The sequence below is a fragment of the Streptomyces griseus genome (assembly GCF_900460065.1).
GTDB lineage: Bacteria > Actinomycetota > Actinomycetes > Streptomycetales > Streptomycetaceae > Streptomyces > Streptomyces griseus.
Genome location: NZ_UAVD01000001.1, coordinates 55,694 through 77,014 on the forward strand (window position 1 = coordinate 55,694; position 21,321 = coordinate 77,014).

At 72.7% G+C, this 21,321-nt stretch carries 17 protein-coding genes; 11 read left to right on the forward strand and 6 right to left on the reverse strand.

What is annotated here, in order from left to right:
* Window positions 1–79: 79 nt before the first annotated feature.
* Window positions 80–1,879 (forward strand): aspartate--tRNA ligase, encoded by a 1,800-nt coding sequence (gene aspS, locus DTB53_RS00260; protein WP_012380143.1) that lies wholly within the window; start codon window positions 80–82, stop codon window positions 1,877–1,879.
* 236 nt (window positions 1,880–2,115) lie between these two features.
* Window positions 2,116–2,910 carry a L,D-transpeptidase family protein gene (locus DTB53_RS00265; RefSeq protein WP_012380144.1) on the forward strand — a complete coding sequence of 265 codons (795 nt, stop codon included), beginning with the start codon at window positions 2,116–2,118 and terminating at the stop codon, window positions 2,908–2,910.
* 85 nt (window positions 2,911–2,995) lie between these two features.
* Here the strand turns inward: DTB53_RS00265 and metG are convergent, their stop codons facing one another.
* Entirely contained in the window at window positions 2,996–4,609 is a 1,614-nt protein-coding gene (gene metG / locus DTB53_RS00270; protein WP_012380145.1) for a methionine--tRNA ligase, read from the reverse strand.
* Window positions 4,610–4,793: 184 nt separating this feature from the next.
* Here metG and DTB53_RS00275 point away from each other — a divergent pair, with 184 nt between their 5' ends.
* Both DTB53_RS00275 and DTB53_RS00280 read left to right on the forward strand, forming a co-directional pair.
* Entirely contained in the window at window positions 4,794–5,447 is a 654-nt protein-coding gene (locus DTB53_RS00275) for a response regulator transcription factor (RefSeq protein WP_012380146.1), read from the forward strand.
* Entirely contained in the window at window positions 5,444–6,703 is a 1,260-nt protein-coding gene (locus DTB53_RS00280; RefSeq protein ID WP_003967977.1) for a sensor histidine kinase, read from the forward strand. Before DTB53_RS00275 ends, DTB53_RS00280 begins: the two co-directional genes overlap by 4 nt.
* Here DTB53_RS00280 and DTB53_RS00285 read toward each other — a convergent pair.
* Window positions 6,700–8,313: a VWA domain-containing protein gene (locus tag DTB53_RS00285; RefSeq protein ID WP_012380147.1), complete on the reverse strand. Its 1,614-nt coding sequence runs from the start codon at window positions 8,311–8,313 to the stop codon at window positions 6,700–6,702. The genes DTB53_RS00280 and DTB53_RS00285 overlap by 4 nt on opposite strands.
* Window positions 8,314–8,606: 293 nt before the next feature.
* On the opposite strand from DTB53_RS00285, the gene DTB53_RS00290 reads away from it, so the two are divergent.
* Both DTB53_RS00290 and DTB53_RS00295 read left to right on the forward strand, forming a co-directional pair.
* Window positions 8,607–10,676 carry a PhoX family protein gene (locus DTB53_RS00290; protein ID WP_003967979.1) on the forward strand — a complete coding sequence of 690 codons (2,070 nt, stop codon included), beginning with the start codon at window positions 8,607–8,609 and terminating at the stop codon, window positions 10,674–10,676.
* An 85-nt stretch (window positions 10,677–10,761) separates the two neighbouring features.
* On the forward strand, window positions 10,762–11,175 hold the full coding sequence (locus DTB53_RS00295; protein WP_003967980.1) for an RNA-binding S4 domain-containing protein: 414 nt from the start codon (window positions 10,762–10,764) through the stop codon (window positions 11,173–11,175).
* Between the two features lie 62 nt (window positions 11,176–11,237).
* On the opposite strand, the gene DTB53_RS00300 is transcribed toward DTB53_RS00295, so the two are convergent.
* Both DTB53_RS00300 and DTB53_RS00305 read right to left on the reverse strand, forming a co-directional pair.
* Window positions 11,238–11,483 carry a DUF2630 family protein gene (locus tag DTB53_RS00300; protein ID WP_003967981.1) on the reverse strand — a complete coding sequence of 82 codons (246 nt, stop codon included), beginning with the start codon at window positions 11,481–11,483 and terminating at the stop codon, window positions 11,238–11,240.
* Between the two features lie 59 nt (window positions 11,484–11,542).
* The gene (locus tag DTB53_RS00305; RefSeq protein ID WP_042496756.1) at window positions 11,543–12,445 is read right to left on the reverse strand and encodes a hypothetical protein; all 903 of its coding nucleotides are present in this window, start codon (window positions 12,443–12,445) and stop codon (window positions 11,543–11,545) included.
* A 132-nt stretch (window positions 12,446–12,577) separates the two neighbouring features.
* Between DTB53_RS00305 and DTB53_RS00310 the strand changes: the two genes are divergently transcribed.
* The 5 genes from DTB53_RS00310 (at window position 12,578) to DTB53_RS00330 (ending at window position 17,035) form a co-directional block, all read left to right on the forward strand.
* Window positions 12,578–12,985 carry a hypothetical protein gene (locus DTB53_RS00310; RefSeq protein WP_003967983.1) on the forward strand — a complete coding sequence of 136 codons (408 nt, stop codon included), beginning with the start codon at window positions 12,578–12,580 and terminating at the stop codon, window positions 12,983–12,985.
* A gap of 210 nt (window positions 12,986–13,195) precedes the next feature.
* Entirely contained in the window at window positions 13,196–13,810 is a 615-nt protein-coding gene (locus DTB53_RS00315) for an NADPH-dependent FMN reductase (protein WP_003967984.1), read from the forward strand.
* A 58-nt stretch (window positions 13,811–13,868) separates the two neighbouring features.
* A complete protein-coding gene (locus DTB53_RS00320; protein WP_012380148.1) occupies window positions 13,869–14,840 on the forward strand; it encodes a daunorubicin resistance protein DrrA family ABC transporter ATP-binding protein in 972 nt (323 codons plus the stop codon).
* Complete coding sequence (locus DTB53_RS00325) at window positions 14,837–15,694, forward strand: ABC transporter permease (protein ID WP_012380149.1); 858 nt, start codon at window positions 14,837–14,839, stop codon at window positions 15,692–15,694. The genes DTB53_RS00320 and DTB53_RS00325 overlap by 4 nt, the downstream gene beginning before the upstream one ends.
* Before the next feature lie 105 nt (window positions 15,695–15,799).
* On the forward strand, window positions 15,800–17,035 hold the full coding sequence (locus tag DTB53_RS00330) for a MerR family transcriptional regulator (protein ID WP_042496758.1): 1,236 nt from the start codon (window positions 15,800–15,802) through the stop codon (window positions 17,033–17,035).
* Between the two features lie 25 nt (window positions 17,036–17,060).
* Here the strand turns inward: DTB53_RS00330 and DTB53_RS00335 are convergent, their stop codons facing one another.
* Window positions 17,061–20,633: an ATP-binding protein gene (locus DTB53_RS00335; RefSeq protein ID WP_012380151.1), complete on the reverse strand. Its 3,573-nt coding sequence runs from the start codon at window positions 20,631–20,633 to the stop codon at window positions 17,061–17,063.
* A gap of 140 nt (window positions 20,634–20,773) precedes the next feature.
* A complete protein-coding gene (locus DTB53_RS00340; RefSeq protein WP_012380152.1) occupies window positions 20,774–21,196 on the reverse strand; it encodes a universal stress protein in 423 nt (140 codons plus the stop codon).
* Window positions 21,197–21,321 lie beyond the last annotated feature (125 nt).

Here is a 21,321-nt window from a genome sequence, read left to right on the forward strand (position 1 = left end):
AAATGAACCGTCCCGTCCCCGGGCGGTAGCCTGGGGAGGCTCCGATCCACCCCCAAACGCGAAGACTGGATGAACGACGATGCATCGGTACAGGTCCCACACCTGCGGCGAGCTCCGCGCCTCTGACGTCGGAACCGACGTCCGGCTGAGCGGCTGGCTGCACAATCGCCGAGACCTGGGCGGCATCCTCTTCATCGATCTGCGCGACCACTACGGTCTGGTGCAGCTCGTCGCCCGCCCCGGCACCCCCGGCAACGACGCCCTGGCGAAGCTCACCAAGGAGACCGTCGTCCGGATCGACGGCAAGGTCTCCGCGCGCGGGGCCGACAACGTCAACCCGGAGCTGCCGACCGGCGAGATCGAGATCGAGGTCACCGAGGTCGAGGTGCTCGGCGAGGCCGGCCCGCTGCCCTTCACGATCAACACCGAGGACGGCGTCAACGAGGAGCGGCGCCTGGAGTACCGCTTCCTCGACCTGCGCCGCGAGCGCATGCACCGCAACATCATGCTGCGCTCGGCCGTGATCGCCTCCATCCGCTCCAAGATGGTGGCCCTCGGCTTCAACGAGATGGCGACCCCGATCCTCACCGCGACCTCCCCCGAGGGCGCCCGCGACTTCGTCGTCCCGTCCCGGCTGAACCCCGGCAAGTTCTACGCGCTGCCGCAGGCCCCGCAGCAGTTCAAGCAGCTGCTGATGATCTCGGGCTTCGACCGCTACTTCCAGATCGCGCCCTGCTTCCGCGACGAGGACGCCCGCGCGGACCGCTCCCCGGGCGAGTTCTACCAGCTCGACGTCGAGATGTCCTTCGTCGAGCAGGAGGACGTCTTCCAGCCCATCGAGAAGCTGATGACCGAACTCTTCACCGAGTTCGGCAACGGCCGCGAGGTCACCTCGCCGTTCCCGCGCATCCCGTTCCGCGAGTCGATGCTGAAGTACGGCAACGACAAGCCGGACCTGCGGGCCAAGCTGGAGCTCGTCGACATCTCGGACGTCTTCGCCGACTCCGGGTTCAAGGCCTTCGCCGGCAAGCACGTCCGCGCGCTGCCGGTCCCGGACACCGCGGGCCAGTCCCGGAAGTTCTTCGACGGCCTCGGCGAGTACGCCGTCGAGCACGGCGCCAAGGGCCTCGCCTGGGTGCGCGTGGGCGAGGACGGCACGCTGGCCGGACCGATCGCCAAGTTCCTCACCGAGACCGACGTCAAGACGCTCACCGAGCGCCTCTCGCTGGTCCCGGGCCACGCCGTCTTCTTCGGCGCGGGCGAGTTCGACGAGGTCTCCAAGATCATGTCGGCCGTCCGGGTCGAGGCCGCCAAGCGCGCCGGCCACTTCGAGGAGGGCGTCTTCCGGTTCTGCTGGATCGTCGACTTCCCGATGTACGAGAAGGACGAGGAGACCGGGAAGATCGACTTCTCGCACAACCCCTTCTCGATGCCCCAGGGAGGCCTCGCCGACCTGGAGGAGAAGGACCCGCTCGACATCCTCGCCTGGCAGTACGACATCGTCTGCAACGGCATCGAGCTCTCCTCGGGCGCCATCCGCAACCACGAGCCCGAGCTGATGCTGAAGGCCTTCGAGATCGCCGGTTACGACCGCGAGACCGTCGAGCACGAGTTCGCGGGCATGCTCCGCGCGTTCCGTCTCGGCGCCCCGCCGCACGGTGGCATCGCCCCGGGCGTCGACCGCATCGTGATGCTGCTCGCCGACGAGCCCAACATCCGCGAGACGATCGCCTTCCCGCTCAACGGCAACGCCCAGGACCTGATGATGGGCGCCCCGACCGAGCTGGACGAGAGCCGCCTGCGCGAGCTGAACATCCAGCTGCGCAAGCCGGTCGCCGCGAAGGGCGCGAACGCCCCGGAGAAGACCGCGGAGAAGTAGTCCGCACGGTCCGCTCCGCGCATGTTTCACGTGAAACAGCCCCCGATCACCCGATCGGGGGCTGTTTCGTTGCCTACCCGCGAGCGCCGGTGGCGGCCGGGCGACGTGGTACAGCCGGATGGCCCCGGTTCGGGTTCGGCCGGGTCGGGCCCGGCAAAGACTGGCACCGAGACACCCCTCGCGCAGTCCGTCCTGCCGCGTAGCGCCGCCCGCCGCCATCCGAGGAGCCCACCGCCGTGTCCCTCCCGCGCCACCCACCCGTCCTGCTCGCCGCACCACTCCTCGCCCTGGCCCTGCTGCTCACCGGCTGCTCCTCCGGCGCCGCGCCGCAGAAGGCCCCGGCCGGCGTTCCGGGGCAGGGCGCGGCGGGCCCCCAGTCCGACGCCGCGTCCGCGCTGCGGTCCTCCGCCGACCCGGTGCCGCCCGCTCCGAGCCCCGCCGAGATCCCGGATCTGGGACCGGAGACCCTGGCCCAGATCCCCGCCGAGGCCCGGCAGGCCTTCGTGGTCACCGGCGAGGAGGCCGACTCCTACCGCTCCAGCGCGGTCCTGTACAGCCGCGCGGACCCGGCACGGGGCTGGGAGCCGGTCGCGGGGCCCTGGCCGGCGCACAACGGCATGGAGGGCTGGACGGACCACCACGTGGCGGGCGACCGGAGATCACCCACGGGTGTCTACACCCTCACCGACGCCGGCGGCCGGCTCCCCGACCCCGGGGCCCTGCTGCCGTACGACGAGCACCCCCGGTTCGCGGTGGACGGCGAGGGCTTCTTCGGCGAGCCGCTGGAGGGCTCCTTCGACTACGTGGTCGCGATCAACTACAACCGCACGGCGGGCGTCAGCCCCCTGAACCGCACCCGCCCGCTCGGCCTCGAACGCGGCGGCGGCATCTGGGTCCACGTCGACCACGACGGCCCGACCCAGGGCTGCGTCTCCGTCCCCGAGGAGCGCATGGAGGAACTCCTGCGCACCCTGGACCCGGCGCTGAACCCGGTGATCGTGATGGGGGACGCGGAGTCGCTGAGGCGGTGAGGGAAGCCGGTGAGCAGGGGGAGGAACGCGGGGAGCCCGGGACCGTCAACGGCGGTCCCGGGCTCCTCGCGTGCGTACAGGGGCGCTACGCCGGCTTCTCCTCCAGACGCGGGAACAGCACCGCGCCCTTCGTCACCGTCGCGCCGGCGGGCAGGACGCCCCAGGCGCCCGCGTCCTGGACCCTCTGGCCGGCCAGCGAGCCCAGTGACTCCTCGGCGCCCAGGGACTCCCAGAGCTTCTGCGAGGTCTCCGGCATCACCGGGTGGAGCAGCACCGCGACCCCGCGCAGGGACTCGGCGGCCGTGTAGAGGACGGTCGCCAGGCGCGCCCGGCCCTCCGGGCTGGTGTCCTTGGCCACCTTCCACGGCTCCTGCTCCGTGATGTAGCCGTTGACCTGCTTCACGAAGTCGAAGACCGCCAGGATGCCGCCCTGGAAGTCCAGCTCCTCGCCGATCTTCCGGTCGGCGGTCGCCACGGCCTTCGCCAGGCCCTCCCGCACGGCCAGCTCGGCGTCACCGGCGGCCGTCGCCTCCGGCAGCGCACCGCCGAAGTACTTGCCGACCATCGCCGCGACCCGCGAGGCGAGGTTGCCGTAGTCGTTGGCCAGCTCGGAGGTGTAGCGGGCGGAGAAGTCCTCCCAGGAGAACGACCCGTCGCTGCCGTACGCGATGGCCCGCAGGAAGTACCAGCGGTACGCGTCCACGCCGAAGTGCGAGGTCAGGTCCTGCGGCTTGATGCCGGTCAGGTTCGACTTGGACATCTTCTCGCCGCCGACCATCAGCCAGCCGTTGGCGACGACCTTGCCCGGCAGCGGCAGACCCTGCGCCATCAGCATCGCGGGCCAGATCACCGAGTGGAAGCGGAGGATGTCCTTGCCGATCAGGTGCACGTTCGCCGGGAACGTACCGTCGAACTTCTCCTGGTTGGCGCCGTAGCCGACCGCCGTCGCGTAGTTGAGCAGCGCGTCGACCCACACGTAGATGACGTGCTTGTCGTCCCACGGCACCGGGACGCCCCAGTCGAACGTCGAGCGCGAGATCGACAGGTCCTGGAGCCCCTGCTCGACGAAGTTCACGACCTCGTTGCGCGCCGACTCGGGCTGGATGAAGTCCGGGTTCGCCGCGTAGAACTCCAGCAGCTTCGGGCCGTACTCGCTCAGCTTGAAGAAGTAGTTCTCCTCCTTGAGGAGCTCCACCGGCTTCTTGTGGATCGGGCAGAGCTTCTGCCCGGCGAACTCGCCCTCACCGTCGATCAGATCGCCGGGGAGCTTGTACTCCTCGCACCCCACGCAGTACGGGCCCTCGTACCCGCCCTTGTAGATCTCGCCCTTGTCGTACAGGTCCTGCACGAACTCCTGCACCCGGTCGGTGTGCCGCTTCTCCGTCGTCCGGATGAAGTCGTCGTTCGCGATGTTGAGGTGCTCCCAGAGGGGCTTCCACGCCTCCTCGACGAGCTTGTCGCACCAGGCCTGGGGCGTGACGTTGTTCGCCTCGGCCGTGCGCATGATCTTCTGACCGTGCTCGTCCGTGCCGGTGAGGTACCACACCTTCTCGCCGCGCTGGCGGTGCCAGCGCGTGAGCACGTCGCCTGCGACGGTCGTGTAGGCGTGGCCCAGGTGAGGAGCGTCGTTGACGTAGTAGATGGGGGTCGAGACGTAGTACGCCGTCGCCCCCTGCTTCTCGGATCCAGTGGCCGCCATGGTCGAAATCCTAACGGCCAGATCAAGATCCACTCACATCGATGAACGGCGGCCGGTGCGCGGGCGGAGGAAGGCCCTCCGGTGGAGAGCTTTGCGAAACATCCCCTCGCGTAATGGTTCCCGTAGGAAAGTCGCATCCTGGGAGGGAGCGGACAAGCGCGTGCACGAGGCAGGGGACATCACCATGCGGGTACTGGTCGCCGAGGACGAGGAGATCCTCGCGGAGCTGGTCGCCACCGGACTGCGCCGGGCCGGCTTCGCGGTCGACACGGTGTACAGCGGGGACGCGGCCCTCGCCTACCTCGGCCTGCACGACTACGACGTCGTCGTGCTCGACCGCGACCTCCCCCGGGTGCACGGCGACGACGTGGCCCGTCGCCTGGTCGCCTCCGGCTCCCGCACCCGGATCCTGATGCTCACCGCCTCCGGCACCATGGAGGACCGGGTCGCCGGGCTCGACCTGGGCGCCGACGACTACGTGGCCAAGCCGTTCGAGTTCCCCGAGCTGGTCTCCCGGGTGCGCGCCCTGCGCCGGCGCAGCGCCCGGCCCGTACCGCCCCAGCTGGAACGCCACGGCATCCGGCTCGACACCGTACGCCGCTCCGCGCTCCGCGACGGCCGGGACCTGGACCTCTCGCCGAAGGAGTTCAGCGTGCTGCAGCTGCTCCTGGAGGCCGACGGCGGCACGGTCAGCGCGGAAGAACTGCTGGAGCGGGCCTGGGACGCCAACGCCGACCCGTTCACCGGGGCCGTGCGCGTCTGTATGAGCAAGCTCCGGGCCAAGCTCGGCGAGCCCGCGTTGATCCGCACCGTGCAGGGCGTCGGGTACGCCCTGTGAAGCGTCCGCCCACGCTGCGGCGGCTGGTGGAGGCCTCGACGCTGCCGCACTCGACGATCCGGACCCGGATCGCCCTCGTGTACGGCGGTGTCTTCCTGGTCCTCGGCACCGCCCTGCTGGCCACCGTCAACCTGGCCTCCCGCGCCGGTACGGAGACCGAGGCGCGCTCCATCGCGTCGTCCGCCGCAGCGGCCCAGCCCGGCTACGCGGTGAACGGCCCGCTGATCTCCCGCCGCCACCTGGGTCCGCCCACCGTCTACGACCTCACCGACAACGTCAGCAACGCCGCGGGGCAGCAGCTCCTGTACTGGTCGGTCGCCGCCCTGCTCGTGATGACGGGCTGCGCGGTCGCGGTGGGCTGGTGGACCGCCGGGCGGGTGCTGCGACCCATCCACGACATGACCGAGAAGGCCCGCAAGCTCTCCGCGCACACCCTGCACGAGCGCATGGCGCCCACCGGGCCCGACGACGAGCTCAAGGAGCTGGGCGAGACGCTGGACGCGCTGCTGGCCCGGCTGGAGAAGGCGTTCGACAGCCAGCAGAGGTTCATCGCGAACGCCTCGCACGAGCTGAGGACCCCACTGGCCACCCAGCGCGCCGCGATCCAGATCGGCCTGGACGATCCGTCCCCCGAGGATCTCGTACGCACCCGGCAGACCCTGTTGGACACCAACCGGCGCAGCGAGCGGCTGATCGAGGGGCTTCTCGTGCTGGCCCGGAGCGAACGGGGGCTGGCCGCGGACGAGCGCGAGGCGGTCCGTCTCGACCACGTGGTGAGGGAGGAGGCGGCCCGCCGCCCGGCGGTCAGGGGCACGGGCGGAGGTGCGGAGGGCCGGGGTGCGGAGAACGGCGGTCCGCAGGGCCCGGGTCCGGGCGGCGGTCCGGCCGTGAACGTCGTGGTGGCCGCCTGCTCGGTGCGCGGCAACCGGCTGCTGCTCGCCCAGCTGGTGGCGAACCTGCTGGCCAACGCGGTCACGTACAACGTGCCGGGCGGCTCGGTGGAGGTCTCGCTGACCGGGGAGGGGACGCTGCGGGTGCGCAACACGGGACCGAGGGTCTCGGAGGCCGACATCGCGGGGTTCTTCGAGCCGTTCCGGCGGGGCGAGGGACGGGACCGGATGGGGCCGGGGTCGGGCCTCGGCCTTTCGATCGTCCGGTCGATCGCGGTGGCCCACGGCGGCACGGTCACGGCGGTACCGGGCCCGGAGGGCGGCGGTCTCGCCGTGACCGTGCGGCTGCCGGCCGATCAGGTCTAGGCCGTGCGCGCGGCGGTCCAGGCGGGCAGCCCGGCGAGGAGCTCGCGGTAGAGCTCGGCGTCCGCGATCTCGCGGGGCGCGGGGCCCGCGTGGAAGAAGCCGGTGTTGGGGGCGCCGAGCTTCCGCAGGAAGTCGAAGCCCTTCCCGTCCTGCTCGCCGAAGGCGACGAACTGGAAGAACAGCGGCAGCCGTGCGGCCTCCGCGAGAGCCTGCCGGGCGGCCTGCTTGGCGTCCGGCGGGCCGTCCGTCTGGAAGATCACGAGAGCCGGACCGGTGGCCTCCGTCTTCTCGTAGTGCGCGACGACCTCCTCGACCGCACGGTGGTAGTGCGTCCGGCCGAGACGGCCGAGGCCCGCGTGCAGTTCGTCGACGCGGCCCTCGTGTCCGGAGAGCTCGATGGCGCCGGTGCCGTCGATGTCGGTCGAGAAGAAGACGACCGGCACGGTGGCGTCCTCGTCCAGGTGCGCGGCGAGCGCGAGCGCCCGGTCGCCGAGGTGCTGGGCGCTGCCGTCCCTGTAGAACGGCCGCATCGAGCCGGAGCGGTCGAGCACCAGGTAGACGCGGGCGCGGAGACCGGTCAGACCGTGCGCCTTGAGGGCCGCCTGCGCCGCCTTGTACGGGGCGACGAGCTGCGGGGCACGCGACTTGACGCGCGCGAGCGTGGTGGCCGGCTTGCCGGGGGCGGCGGCGACGGGGCCGGTCGCGACGGCGACGGGCTCGGAGGTGGTGACGACCGGTTCGGGCGCGGGGGCGACGGCCGGCTCGGGGGTGGTGACGACCGGTTCGGGCGCGGGGGCGACGACCGGCTCCGGGGCGGCAGGGGGCGCCGGGGTCTCCGCGACGGTCGGGGTCTCCGGGGCATCCGTGGCCACCGGTGCCGCTGAGGCCTCGGGGGCCTTGGGAGCCTCAGGGGCCTCAGGGGCCTCGGCCTGGGCGGCCTGAGGCGGCTCGGTCGCGGTCTCGGGGGCCTTGACCGCCGCCTCGGGTGCGGCTTCCGCCTCCGTCTCGGCGGCGGCCTCCGGCTCGGTCTTCCGCTCCGGAGCGGGCTCCGGGGTCTCGTCGAGGTCGAAGTCGATCGTGATCGGCGTCGGCACGGGCGTGACGGGCGCGACGGGCGCATCGGCGGTCGCCGGCGCCTCCGGCGCGACGGCTTCCTCGGCGGTCACCGGGGCCTCGGCCGCGACGGCTTCCTCGGCGGTCGCCGGCTTCTCGGTGCCGACCGGCTCCTCGGCGGTCACCGGCTTCTCGACGGGGACCGGCTTCTCCGCCCTCGGCTCGTCCTCCGGGGCCGACTTCTGCGCGGGGACGGTCGGCGACGCCGGTGCGGCGGCCGCCTTGTCGAAGGCCTCCGCCACCAGGTCGGCGGCCGGCGAGCGGTCACGCTCCGTGGAGTCGGCGGTGGACGGGAGCGAGGACGAGGTGGGGGACGAGGGCGAGGCCGGGGCCGGGATCGACGCCTTCGGCTCCGCCGCGGTACCGGCCTCCGAACGGGTCTCCGGCTCCGTCTCCTTGGGCTGAACGCGCTCGGCCTGGGGCGGGACGGTGGCCGTGGCCGGCTCGTCCTGCTCGGTGCGGCCGAACACCTTACGCAGCAAGCTCCGAATGCCCATGGGCGAGGCCTTTCGCATGAGTTGAGTGCGGTGAATGTCCGACCTGGGCGAATTCATCCCTGGCCAGGACGGATACGTAAGGTTAGCGGCCGGATCCGGCCGTTCGCCGGTGCGGCCCACCGCTGCGTCAACCGAGCCGAAACCGTTCCCGGGCCGAGTCCACGACCGTGCACGCCATCGGACCCCAAGGGCACAGCGGTGGCCCGGACTTCACCCGCCGTTCACCGGGAGTCCCTCGGACCGCGTGGAGGCGCCCATACCGTCACGCACGACACCAGACGGAGGGAATCCACGTGCGCAACCTGCTGCCGTTCATCAGCTCGCATCCCGGTGGGCGTTCCGCGCTGACCTGCCGCTTCCGCTGCGGGGACGCCTGTTTCAAGGAGACGCCCAACACCAGCGACAACGAGTACGCCGGCGACATCATCGCCGGTGCCGTGTCGCGCCGCTCGATGATGCGCGCCGCCGCCGTGGTCACCGTCGCCACCGCCGCCGGTACCGCGGCCCTGACCGGGCCGAGCGCCCCGCAGGCCGAGGCCGTGGCGCTCGCCGGACACGGGCACCAACCGGGCCACCCCCACAAACCGGCCCCGTCCGGGGCGCGCGGCCTGCGGTTCTCGCCGGTCGCGCCCAACAAGGACGACAAGGTGACCATCCCCGACGGGTACGCCCAGAACGTGGTGATCCGCTGGGGCGAGCCGATCCTGCGCGGCGCGCCCGCCTTCAACCCGGACAAGCAGACGGCGAAGGCCCAGGCCGGCCAGTTCGGGTACAACAACGACTTCCTCTCCCTGCTCCCGCTGCGCGGCGAGCGGGGGCGGCAGGTCATGGTCGCGAACCATGAGTACACGGACGAGATCCTCATGTTCCGCGGCTACGATCCGGCCAACCCGACCCGTGAGCAGGTGGAGATCGCCTGGGCGGCGCACGGACTCTCCGTGGTCGTCGTCCAGGAGGAGAACCGCACCGGCAAGCTGGGTCCGGTCAACCGGCACCCGCTGAACCGCCGTCTGACCGCGACCAGCGAATTCCGCATGACGGGCCCGGCCGCGGGCAGCACCCTGCTGCGCACCTCCGCGGACCGTTCCGGCCGCAAGGTGCTCGGCACCCTCAACAACTGTGCGGGCGGCACGACTCCGTGGGGCACCACGCTGCACGGCGAGGAGAACTTCAACCAGTACTTCGCCAACGGCACCACCGACATGCACAAGCGGTACGGGATCGGCACGAGCGCGACCGAGCGCAAGTGGGAGCGGTTCGACCGCCGGTTCGACCTGGCGAAGGAGCCCAACGAGGCCAACCGCTTCGGCTGGGTCGTCGAACTCGACCCGTACGACCCGGACTCCACCCCGCGTAAGCGGACCGCGCTGGGCCGGTTCAAGCACGAGGCGGCCCAGCCCCGGCTCACCTCCGACGGTCGTCCGGTCGTCTACATGGGCGACGACGAGAAGTTCGACTACCTGTACAAGTTCGTCTCCAGCAAGCGGATGAAGAAGGGCAACTCGCGGGCGGCCCGCGAACACAACCTGACGCTGCTGGACGAGGGCACCCTGTACGTCGCCAAGCTGAGCGGCGACTCGCCGGTCACCGAGATCGACGGCAGCGGAAAGCTCCCCGACGACGGGGAGTTCGACGGCAGCGGCGTCTGGATCCCGCTGGCCACCGGCACCACGTCGCACGTGCCCGGCATGACCGCCGACGAGGTGTACGTCTACACGCGCCTCGCCGGTGACAAGGTCGGCGCGACCAAGATGGACCGCCCCGAGGACGTCGAGCCCTCGCCGCGCACCGGCCGGGTCTACGTGGCGCTCACCAACAACTCCGACCGCGGCAAGGCGGGCAAGCCCGGCGCGGACGAGGCGAACCCGCGCAACAGCAACAAGCACGGGCAGATCCTGGAGCTCGCGGAGAACTGGGACGACCCCACGAGCGACGGCTTCGCCTGGCGGCTGTTCCTCGTCGCGGGCGACCCGGACGACCCGGCGACCTACTTCGCCGGCTTCCCCAAGGAGAGCGTCAGCCCCATCTCCTGCCCGGACAACGTGGCGTTCGACGCGCACGGCAACCTGTGGATCTCCACGGACGGCAACGCGCTCGGCTCGCACGACGGGCTGTTCGGCGTGGCGACCCACGGTGACCGGCGCGGGGAGCTGAAACAGTTCCTCACCGTCCCGGCCGGGGCCGAGACCTGCGGTCCGGTCATCCAGGACCGCCGCGTCCTGGTCGCGGTCCAGCACCCGGGCGAGATCGACGGGGCGTCCGTCGAGAAGCCGGCGAGCGTCTGGCCCGACGGTCCGGGCAAGATCGTCCGTCCCTCCGTCGTCGCCGTCTGGCGCAAGGACGGGCGCGACATCGGCGTGTGAGGCCCGGCGGGCGGGCCCGGGGCCCGGTGGGCGGGCGGCCTCGTCGCCGCCCGCCCACCGTCCGGTCCGCACTACAGTCGGACCCATGGTTTCCGGTGACGCGCCGCAGGCGGAGGGAAGCGTCCGGGTCGACGTGTGGATCTGGTCGGTCCGGCTGACGAAGACCCGTGCCCAGGCGGCCGCCGCCTGCCGGGCGGGACATGTGAAGGTCGGCGGTGAGCGCGCCAAGCCCGCCCAGGCCGTACGGGTGGGCGACGAGGTGCGGCTCCGGCACGCGGGGCGGGACCGGGTGGTCGTCGTCTCCAAGATCGTGAAGAAGCGGGTCGGCCCTCCCGTGGCCGTGGAGTGCTTCGTCGACAACAGCCCGCCCCCGCCGCCCCGGGAGATCGCGATCCAGGTGCCCGTGCGGGACCGGGGCGCGGGCCGTCCGACCAAACGCGACCGCCGGGAGATGGAGCGCCTTCAGGGGCACCCGCAGGGGCACCCGCCGGGGCGCTGAGAGGGCCGTCCGGTGTTTCACGTGAAACACCGGACGGCCGCCCCCGGCCCACCGGGAGCCGGTCAGCTCTGGTATCCCTCCACCTCGTCGGCGGGGCGGACCCTCGCCGTCGAGGGGTCCTCGCCGTACTCGCTGAGCGCCCGCCGCCGGCGCAGCAGGTCCCAGCACTGGTCGAGCTGGACCTCCACCGCCCGCAACCGGGCCTTCTCCTCCGTGGACAGGCCCATGTTCGCCACGGAGCGGTCGCGCAGGTCGCGCTCCTCGGAGACCAGTCCGTCGATGTTCTCGAAGATGTCGCGGTCGGCCATGACGCCTCTCCCGGGTCGCTCGTCGGCGGTCACGGATCCACTCTCACCCCCGCGCCGCCTCATCGCATGTCGGCCGCGGACCGTCTGTTCCGCAGGAGCAGCCGGGCCAGCACCGCCCCCACGAGGAGGGCCGCACCGACCGCCAGCACCACCCACACCGTGGTTCGCAGGGAAGCGGTCAGGGCGTCGACCACGGCGGCTGCCGCGTCCCGGTCGCCGTCCGGTACCTCGTCCAGCACCCGGCTCCGGCCGACCGCCACCAGCACCCGGAGCACGATCGCCCCGAGCACGAAGCCGACGCCCACGGTCGCGGTGGCCCACAGCCCGGCCCGCAGCCCGCGCCGTACGGTGGCGACGCCCACCACCAGGACGAGGAACACCAGCGTGGCGACGGCCGGCCAGATGCTGCAGTAACGGAGCCACCGGAACGAGCTCCTGAGGTCGTCGGCCTGGCCGGGGCCGAGCACGGTGATCTCCGTCCGCTGGACCGGGATCTGGTCGGCGAAGGGCACGCCGTCACGGACCAGATCCTGTTTGACCTGCTCGATCACCGGGGCCAGATCGATCGTCACGGCCTCCCCGCTGTCGCCGTCCAGGGCGGCCGCCACCGCTTGGTGGGCCGCCCGGTTCGCGGCGTCCCAGGCGTTCCGGAAGGCCTCGGTGGTGGTGAACGACCGCACGGTCTCGTGCAGGAACTCCCGCACCGTGTCCTGGAGCGGCCCGAGATCGATCTGCCGCATCGCCTCCTCGGTGACCAGGTCCGCGACGGTGTTCCGCACCGCCGGGTCGGAGGAGAGCGGCGACACGGCGGCGACGTACCGGTCGGTGTCGTCGATCTCCAGGTCGACCCAGGCGGAGAGCGCGCTCAACGGCACGAGGACGGCGAGCAGAACGACCAGCACCGCCGAGAAGGCCGCGGTGGTCGCCGAGACTGCCGAGGGCGCCGAGGAAGAGGTCCGCACTCCACCAGGGAAGCCCGTACGGGGCCGGGCCGCTCCGGGCCGTACGCCATTCGAGTTGCCGGGTGGCGCGGACGGGTGTGCTCTGGAGGGAACGGGGGCGTGCGACGGGGGCGACGGAAGGAGCTGTCCGCGATGGCCACACACGCAGCGATGCCCGGCCGCAGCGGTTCCCGCGCCCATGCGCGGACCCGCCACCACACCCCGCTCGCCTGGGCACTGCCCCTGGTGCTCGGCGTGATCTACGGGTTCTACGCGGCGTTCATCCGTCGCGACGGCGGCCCCAGCACCGGCGGACAGGTCCTGCTCGGACTCGTCGCCGGCGCCGCTCTGGCGGTCCTGTGCTTCGCGCTGGGCCGCATCCAGCGCTCGCTGCCGCGCGAACTGCGGGCAGCCGCGTACGGCGCGCTGACCGCGTGCGCCATCGGCTTCCTGGTGAGCCTCACCGACACCAGCGTGCTGAGGTCGACGGGGCTCGGTCTGGTCGTCGGCGCGGGTGTCCTCATCATCTCCTTCTACGTCTTCTACACGCGGGAGACCTGAGTCCCGCACACCCGGGGGACCTGCCTCCCGCCCGTCCGTCCGGGGCCCGGTCCCGGCCCTTTCCGCCCGCGTGCGCGGCTGCCAGATCCCATCTGGCAGCCGCGCCCCCGCGTCTGGCGCCCCAGAGGTGAGGGAGCTGGACGGGCCGGACCGGGCGGGAGGTCCGGGCGGCCCGGTCGGCGGCGGAGGCCGCGGGAGGAGGAGCGGGGGATGACGACGGACCAGAGCGCCGGCGGGAGCGCCGGGGGAGGCCGGGACGGGGGGACGGGCCTTCCCCTGCGCGTCGCGGTGATCATCGGCAGCACCCGCGAGGGCCGCGTCGGCGATGCGGTCGGCCGCTGGTTCATGGAGCGAGCCCGGGAGCGGAGCGAGTTGGACCTCGCCGTGCTGGATCTCGCCGACTACGACTTCCCCGTCCACTATCCGGGGCGGGCGACCGGGCAGATGGCGGAGTTCACCGAGGAGATCGCCAGGGCCGAGGCCTTCGTCGTGGTCACCCCGGAGTACAACCGCTCGTTCCCCGCCTCCCTGAAACAGGCCATCGACTTCGCCTACGAGGAGTGGCAGACCAAACCGGTCGCCTTCGTGAGCTACGGACACGGTTCCGCCGGGCTGTACGCCGTGGAGCAGCTGCGTTCGGTCTTCACCGAGCTGCACACGGTGACGTTGCGAAACGGGGTCGCGCTCGACTTCCTCCGGCAGCCGCTGGAGGGCCACCCCGGTGACACCGGCCGGGACCGGTCCGTGGGGCTGATGCTCGACCAGCTCGGCTGGTGGGGCTGGGCTCTGCGCGAAGCGCGAGCCGTCCGCCCGTACGTCTCATGAGCTCCCGGCACCGGACACCGATCACCGACCTCCTCCGACGACCCACAAGGAATGGATCATGAGCACAGAACTGGCCATCGAGACCACGGGGCTGGTGAAGGTCTTCGGCGACAACCGCGCGGTGGACGGCATCGACCTCGCCGTCCCCACCGGCACCGTCTACGGCGTCCTCGGACCCAACGGCGCCGGGAAGACCACCGCCGTCCGCATGCTGGCGACCCTGCTGCGCCCCGACGGCGGCACGGCCCGGGTGTTCGGCAAGGACGTCGTCAAGGAAGCCGACGCGGTCCGCAGCCGGGTCAGCCTGACCGGCCAGTACGCCTCGGTGGACGAGGACCTGACCGGGGTGGAGAACCTCGTCCTGCTCGCCCGGCTGCTCGGCCACTCCAAGCCGGCGGCCCGCGACCGGGCGGCCCAGCTGCTCGAAGGGTTCGGGCTGAGCGAGGCCGCGGGCAGGCAGGTGAAGAACTACTCGGGAGGCATGCGGCGGCGCATCGACATCGCCGCGTCCATCCTCAACACCCCGGACGTGCTGTTCCTGGACGAACCGACCACCGGACTCGACCCCCGCAGCCGCAACCAGGTGTGGGACATCGTGCGGGCGGTCGTCGCCCACGGCACCACGGTCCTGCTGACCACCCAGTATCTGGACGAGGCCGACCAACTGGCCTCCCGTGTCGCGGTGATCGACCACGGCAAGGTCATCGCCGAGGGCACCAAGGGCGAGCTCAAGGCCTCCGTGGGCGCCGGCACCGTCCATGTGCGGCTGCGGGACGCCGGCCGGCGGGCCGAGGCGCAGCGGGTGCTGGCGCTCGCTCTGAACGCGGAGGTCCAGCTGGAAGCGGACCCGGTGGCGCTGACCGCCCGGGTCGACGGCCGAAGCACCGAGCAGGGGGCCGCGGAACAGGCCGGTCGGGCCCTGGCCGAGCTGGCCCGCCTCGGCATCACGGTCGACAACTTCTCGCTGGGACAGCCCAGCCTCGACGAGGTCTTCCTCGCACTCACGGACAAGAAGGGAGTGGCGGCATGAGCACCGCGACCGCCAAGACGGAGCTGGAGGGCGTCGAGCTCGCCGCGCCGGACCAGGAACGCCTCTCGGCGCTCCTGGTGGGCCAGGAGCGCCCGCCGAGGCCCAGTGCCCTGTCGGCCTCGATGACCTTCGGCTGGCGCGCCATGCTGAAGATCAAGCACGTGCCGGAACAGCTTTTCGACGTGACGGCTTTTCCGATCATGCTGGTCCTGATGTACACGTATCTCTTCGGAGGGGCGCTGGCGGGCTCCACGGAGGAGTACATCCAGTTCCTGCTGCCCGGCATCATGGTGATGAGCGTCGTGATGATCACGATGTACACCGGTGTCGCGGTGAACACGGACATCGCCAAGGGCGTCTTCGACCGGTTCCGCACGCTGCCGATCTGGCGGCCCGCCCCGATGGTCGGCTATCTGCTCGGCGACGTCCTGCGGTATCTGCTGGCGTCGGCGGTGATGCTCGGCATCGGCATGATCATCGGCTTCCGCCCGGACGGCGGTGTGCTCGGCGTGCTGGCGGGCGTCGCGCTGCTGATCGTGTTCTCGTTCGCGTTCTCCTGGATCTGGACGATGTTCGGACTGCTGCTGCGCTCGGAGAAGTCGGTGATGGGCGTCAGCATGATGGTGATCTTCCCTCTGACGTTCCTCAGCAACGTCTTCGTCGACCCGAAGACGATGCCGGGCTGGCTCCAGGCCTTCGTGAACAACAGCCCGGTCACCCACCTCGCCACGGCGGTGCGTGAGCTGATGGAGGGCGACTGGCCGGCCTCCGACATCGCCTGGACGCTGGGCTGGGCCGGGGTGCTCCTGGTGGTCTTCGGCGCGGTGACGATGCGGCTCTACAACCGGAAGTGACGACGCGGCGGTGCGGCCCGCCCGTGCACCCTTGACCTTCCCCGCGGGGGAAGCCCCAGCATCGGTGGGGCCGGGCGGAAGGCGCCCGGTACGAGGAGGTACGGGGTGGAACGCGAAGGCCGTGCGGTGCGCGCCGTGAGCGGGGAGCTGGTGACGATCGGGGAGTTCGCCCGGTTGTCCCGGCTCTCCGCCAAGGCGCTCCGGCGCTACGACGAACTGGGACTTCTCCGGCCCGCCCTGGTCGACCCGGTGAACGGCTACCGGTACTACGACCCGGCGCAGGCGGAGGAGGCCCGGCTCGTGGCGTGGCTGCGCAGGATAGGCATGCCCCTGAGCCGGATCGGCCGGGTCGTGGCGCTCGACGCGGGCGCCGCGGCCGTGGAGATCCGGGCCTACTGGGCGCGGGTGGAGGCCGAGACGGCGGCCCGGCGCGATCTGGCGATGTACCTCGTCGACCATCTGTCAGCGGAGGGCAGGACCATGACGCGGATATCGGGCGGCACCGGGGACGCGGGCGGCACCGGGGGAACGGGCGGCGCGGGGGACCCGGGCGTCATCGGCGGTACGGGAAGCGGCGCGGGGGCGGTGCCGCTCGCGATCCGGTGCGCCGCGCTGACCGATACCGGGACGGTGCGCACGACGAACCAGGACGCGGCGTTCGCGGGGCCCCGGCTGCTGGCGGTCGCGGACGGTTTCGGGGCGGGCGGGGCCGAGGCGAGTGCGGCGGCGATCGAGGCGCTCAAGCCGTCCGTGTGGGGGGCCCGGGAGGGGGCGCTGTCCGCGGCGGATCTGCTGAACGCCCTGGAGGACACGGCGGATTCCGCTTCGCGGGCGGTCCGGGACGCGGTCGCGCCCTGTGCGGCCCCGGACGGTTCGGGGACCACGCTCACCGCGATGCTGTGGACCGGGTCGCGGCTCGGCCTCGTGCACATCGGGGACTCGCGCGCCTATCTGCTGCGGGGCGGGGAGCTGTTCCGGATCACGCAGGACCACAGCCTGGTCCAGTCGATGATCGACGACGGTTCGCTGACCGAGGAGGAGGCCGCCTCCCACCCGCAGCGCGCGCTGCTGTTGAGGGCCCTGGTCGGCGGAGTGGGGTCCGCCCCGGTGGCCGTGGCGGTCCGTCCCGACGTCCGCCTGCGGGAGGTGCGTGCCGGCGACCGCTATCTGCTCTGCTCGGACGGTCTGTCGGCGGTGGTGGACGAGGCGGAGCTGAGGGCGGCGGTCATCGCGGCGGACGACCCGGAGGAGGCGGTACGCCGCCTGGTCGGCCTGGCCCGCGAGGCGGGTGGACCCGACAACGTGGCGTGTGCCGTCGCCGACGTCGCCGTCGAGGGGTAGCGGCGAGGAGGCGTGGCGGTTCGGGTCAGAGCCGCCAGTCGGGGGCGTGCTCGGGACGGTAGGCGCAGGTGGTCCCGGTCGTCACGGAGGCCTTCAGGTGGGCCGCCAGCGCCGGGTGCAGGGTGTCCAGCTTCCGCAGGGTGTCGCGGATGCGGGCGGTGACCGTCTTGCGGGCCCGCTCGGTCTGGTCGCCCAGCCGACGGGTCCGGCCGCCCAGCCCGGCCGCGGCGCGGAGCTCGTCGAGGAGGGCCTGCCGCTCCCGGTCGTACGTCGCGACCCCCCGGACGTCGTCCCGGGCGGCGGCGCGGTCTATCGCGGCGTCCAGCCGGGCCAGGTGTTCCTTGTAGCGGCGCTTGGCCTCCTCGTCGAGCACCGGATCGCCGCCGAGGCGGCCGGCGGCGACGACGAGATCCCCGCCCTCGGGCGCGAGGAGCCGGACGGCCGGGACGTCGGCGCCGGGCAGCCCCAGCAGGCTGTGCAGGTCCCGCAGGCCCTTGGCGTCCGGGACGTGCACGGTCACCCCGTCCCAACGCAGCAACCACACCGGCCCGTTCCGCCGGAACTCGGCGGACGGCCCGGCCGGGACTCCTGCCGGCGCCCCGGCCTCCATCTGTGCCGGTGTCCGGGCCCCCGCTTCCGCCCGTGCCCGAGTCCCTGCCTCTGCTTCCGCCCCTGCCCGGGCCGGCGCGGACCCTGCCGTGCGCCGGTCAGGCGCCGCGACCGGGGCCCGGGCTCGGCCCCCGGCGGCCGGGACGGCGGGGACGGTCGTGGTGGGCGGGGCCGTGCGGAGGGCCTCGACCTCGGCCTCCCGGTGGGCCAGGGCCAGCTCGCCCGCCTCCCGCCCCACCTCGGCGAGCAGCCGACGGGCCTGCCCGACGTCCCCCGCGGCTCCGTCTCCCGCAGCTCCCTCACCGGCAGCTCCGTCTCCCGCAGCTCCGTCTCCGGCGCGGGCGAGCAGGGAACGGGCCAGGCACAGTCGGGCGCGTACGGCCCAGGGGCGGGCGCCGAGGCGGTCCGAGGAGGCGGCGGCCTCGGTGAGCGCGGCCACCGCCGCGTCCTGGTCGTCGCGCGCGGCGGCGAGCACCCCGAGCCAGAGGTCGACGGGGCCGCTGATGTCGCACCCGTACAGCGAGACGACCCACTGGCCCGTGTAGGGGCTCAGCTCGTCCTCCGCGCGGGTGATGAGCCGCGGGTCGCGTGTGATCGCGGCCGTCTGGGCCAGCAGCCGGAGCCACAGCGGCATGAACGCCCGCGGATAGGGTGCGTCGCTGTCCGCGTGCTCGGCGATCAGGCGCAGCGCCGGAGCGGCGTCGCCCTGCTCCGCCGCGGTGATGGCTTCCAGCAGCCCGGGGTAGGGGTACCCGGCGCCGGGAAGCTCCCCGAGGGTCTCCTCGGCCTCGGCGAAGCGGCCCCGGAGCAGCTGCAACGCCCAGCGCAGGTGGTGTCCCATGAAGCCGAAGGCCGCGTGGTCGTTGTTCTCCGGGGCGAGGGCCTCGTCCTCCAGGGCGGTGGACGCCTCGGCGAACCGGCCCTGGAGGGCGGCGATCAGACTGGTGTCGACGGCGACCCCCAGGGCGAACCGGGGCAGCTCGGTCAGCTCGGCGAGCCGGACGAACGCCCGGAACTGGTCGAGGAAGGCCGGGTCGCCCAGCTCCAGCAGCGTCACCCAGCGCATGGACGTCGCGTTCAGCTCCATGTCCTGGTGCTGGGTGCGCCGGCCGACGACGGTCATCTCGTGGGTCAGCCCGAGCCGTTCCACCGCCGAGCCGAGCCCCCACACGGAGTCGTGGCGCGCCCAGAGCGAGAAGGCGAGCGCCTCGTCGTCCGAGCCGCTCCGGGCCAGCGCCATGAAGGTGATGGCCAGCTCCTGGGCGAGCCGGTCGTCGGAGAGCCCCTCCTGGCCCTCCTTGCCGGTGATCCTGCGGTGTGCCTCGGCGAGGAGGCCCGCCGTGGCCACGCCGTGGACGCCGAAGGGGCCGTCCCGGTGGATGGTGATCGCCACCCGGGCCAGCAGCTCCGGTTCGTCCAGCTCGCGGGCGCGGGCGACCGACCGGTCCAGCAGCCGTTGCGCCTCGGCCGTCTCCCCCGCGTTCCGGAGCTGGCCGGCGAGGTCGAGACCGATCAGCGCGGCACGCCGGAGGTCCGGCGCCCGGCCCTCCGCGCCCGCTTCGGCCACCGCGAGGGCGCGCCGGTAGTGGGCCAGGGCCTCCTCGTCGGCCAGGCGGCCCGAGGCGTCCCGGGCAGCCGCCAGCAGCAGGTCGATCCGGCGGTCGCGGTCCAGGGCCTCGCCGGCGAGGTGGGCGTGGCGGGCGAGGGCGCCGGGCCGCACCGCGTCGCCGAGACCGCCGTGCGCGTCCAGGGACCGTACGGCGGCGGCATGGCGTTCCCGGGCCTCGGCGTCGTCGAGCGAGGCGTACAGCGTCTCGCGCAGCAGGTCGTGGGCGAAGACGTACTGCCCGGAGGGGCGGGGGACGACGACGCGGGCGACGACGGCGGGCTCCAGCAGCCGGTCCACGTGGGGGACCGGCGCGCCGTGCACCAGGGCCAGCACCTGGCGGCCGAACTCCCTGCCCAGCAGGGCGGCGCTGGTCAGCAGGGAGACGACGGGCCCGGGCAGCAGGGCGAGCCGGCGGCGGACCGCTTCCCGCACACCGGGGGGAATGGTGGAGACCGGGCTTCCGCTGTGCCAGAGCCGGGCGGTCTGTTCGACGAAGAAGGGGTTGCCGCCGGTGCGCAGGTGGACCTCGTCGACCAGGCGCGGTGTGGGCTCGCGGCCCGTCGTGACCGCCATCAGCGCCCCCACTTCGTCCCGGCCGAGGCCGGTCAGGGTGAGAGTCGTGGCGGCGCGCGAGACCAGGGGCAGGATCAGCTGTTGGAGCGGGTGCCCGGGGGCCTCCACCTCGACGTCCCGGTAGGTGCCGATCAGCAGCAGCCGCTCGAACCAGGCGTGCTGGGCGGCGAATTCGAGCAGGCGCAGGGAGGCCGGGTCGGCGCTGTGCAGATCGTCGAGGACGACCACCAGCGGCCGGCTCTGGGAGACCGTGACGAGGGCCGTGGTCACCGCGTCGAACAGCCCGAAGGCCTCGGCGTCGACCGGCGAACCGCCGCCCGGGGGGCTCGTCCCCGTCTCCGTGCCCGGCCCGCCGCCGTGTGCCCCGTCGGGACCCGGGGAGCCGGTGGCGCCCGGGACCGGATCGGTGGTCGGACTCGGCATCGGGGCCGGCGCCGGAGGCAGGCTGGGGCCGTCCGAACCGCCCGTGGCGACCCTGACCGGGTCGCCCAGGAGCGCGGCGAGCCGGCCGTCCGAGGCCTCCTGGGCCGCTGTCCACTCGGCCGCGGTGGCGGACCGGCGGAGGCCGCGCAGGATCTGGACCCAGGGCCAGTAGCCGGGGGTGTTGTCCGAGTCCCAGCAGGAGCCTCCGACCACGAGCGCCCCGCGCCGCCGTGCCTCGTGGGCGGCGTCCGTCACGAGCGTGCTCTTGCCGATCCCGGCCTCGCCGGTGACCAGCACGAGACCGCCGTGGCTGTCCGTGGCCCGGGCGATCTCCGAGCGGAGAACGCCCGCGGGGTGGTCGCGCCCGAAGAGAGCAGGGGTCATGACCACACGATAGGAGCAGCCACTGACAACAGCCCCTCCGATGTCCGACCGGGAGCCGGCTCCGCCGCGCACGGTCGCGACCCGGCTCCGCCGCGTGCGACCGGGGAGCCGGCTCCGCCGCGTACCGCCGCTGAGCGGGCTCAGTCGCGTACGACCGTCACCGGGCAGGGCGCGTGCTGGGTGACGTGGAGGCTGACCGAGCCGAGCAGGGTGGCCTTCAGGCCGGTGTGGCCGCGGGCTCCGACGACGAGCAGGTCGGCGCCCTGGGCGCGGTCGAGCAGGGCCTGGGCCGGGTTGCCGATGACCACGACCTTGCTGACCCCGGCGGCCCCACCGGCGCCGAGGGCCTCCTCCAGCGCCTCGTTGAGGGAGACGGTGGCCAGGGCCTGCGGGTCGAAGTCCTCCGGCATGCCCGGCATCATCGACGCCCAGCTGGTGGCGGGGTACTCCCAGCTGTTCACGGCCTCCACGGTGGCGCCGGTCAGCTCGGCCTGGCGTACGGCCCAGTGCAGCGCCTTGATCGAGGAGTCGGAGCCGTCGACGCCCACAACGATCCTGCCCATATCTGCCTCCAGCTCGGTACAGCTCGGTACAGCCCGACATGTCCGTACCGCGCGGTCCCGTTCCGTCCCGCCGGTACGGCGTTCGATCTCACTGTAGTCACATCGGACAAGTGGGGGCGGGTCGG